The following is a 587-nucleotide window of genomic DNA, read 5'->3' as shown; positions in this document are numbered from 1 at the left end:
ACAGAGAGGGTGCGAACGGTGGCCGACATTAGTCCTGCGTTTGCTGCGTATTGCCTTGCGTTGGCGTAGGTGGCACCTCGCACACACCGCCAGACTGCGCAACAAAAATTCGACGACTTGGCAAGCGGACCGCCGGATAGGTCCGGTGTGCGTCTCAAACGCCACAAGTTGGCGCGACTGGAACGATCAGCCGTCGCATGAATGAGAAAGCATATCCGGTGGCTTGATGTTGCCCCTGTTCTGAAGAAACGGATTACCGATGGAGAGGCCAAGAGCAGAGCCCGCCTCTCTCCAATTGAATTTCGCTTTCAACGAAAGACTGCGGCGATCCTTTTCAGCAACCGCGTGACAATCGCAGACAGCGCTCGCAGGGGGCTGGTTATTCGCCAACTCGTTGAGTCCTTGAACTCTTGAACGACCCGTTCACTTTGCTCCATTCTTTCCTGGAGCACTAGCGCACGTGCGATCTCGTTGTCGCGCTCGGTCTGCAGCGCACTAACAGTCGCGTGCGCGGCTGAAATCTCTTCAGCCCTCTCGACGAGATCCGACTCCATCCGTGCGATCTGGGCGTGACCGCTGTGGAGCTG

1 protein-coding gene is annotated in these 587 nt (G+C 57.4%); it reads right to left on the bottom strand.

Annotation, left to right across the window (positions count from 1 at the left end; translation table 11 throughout):
- Positions 1 to 308: 308 nt before the first annotated feature.
- Positions 309 to 587, bottom strand: a 279-nt coding sequence (locus ACXJ7R_RS35860; RefSeq protein WP_457155906.1) for a hypothetical protein, incomplete at its 5' end; no start/stop codon positions are given.

The sequence above is a fragment of the Mesorhizobium sp. P5_C1 genome (genome assembly GCF_054049815.1).
This window is presented reverse-complemented; position numbering and strand designations above follow the sequence as displayed.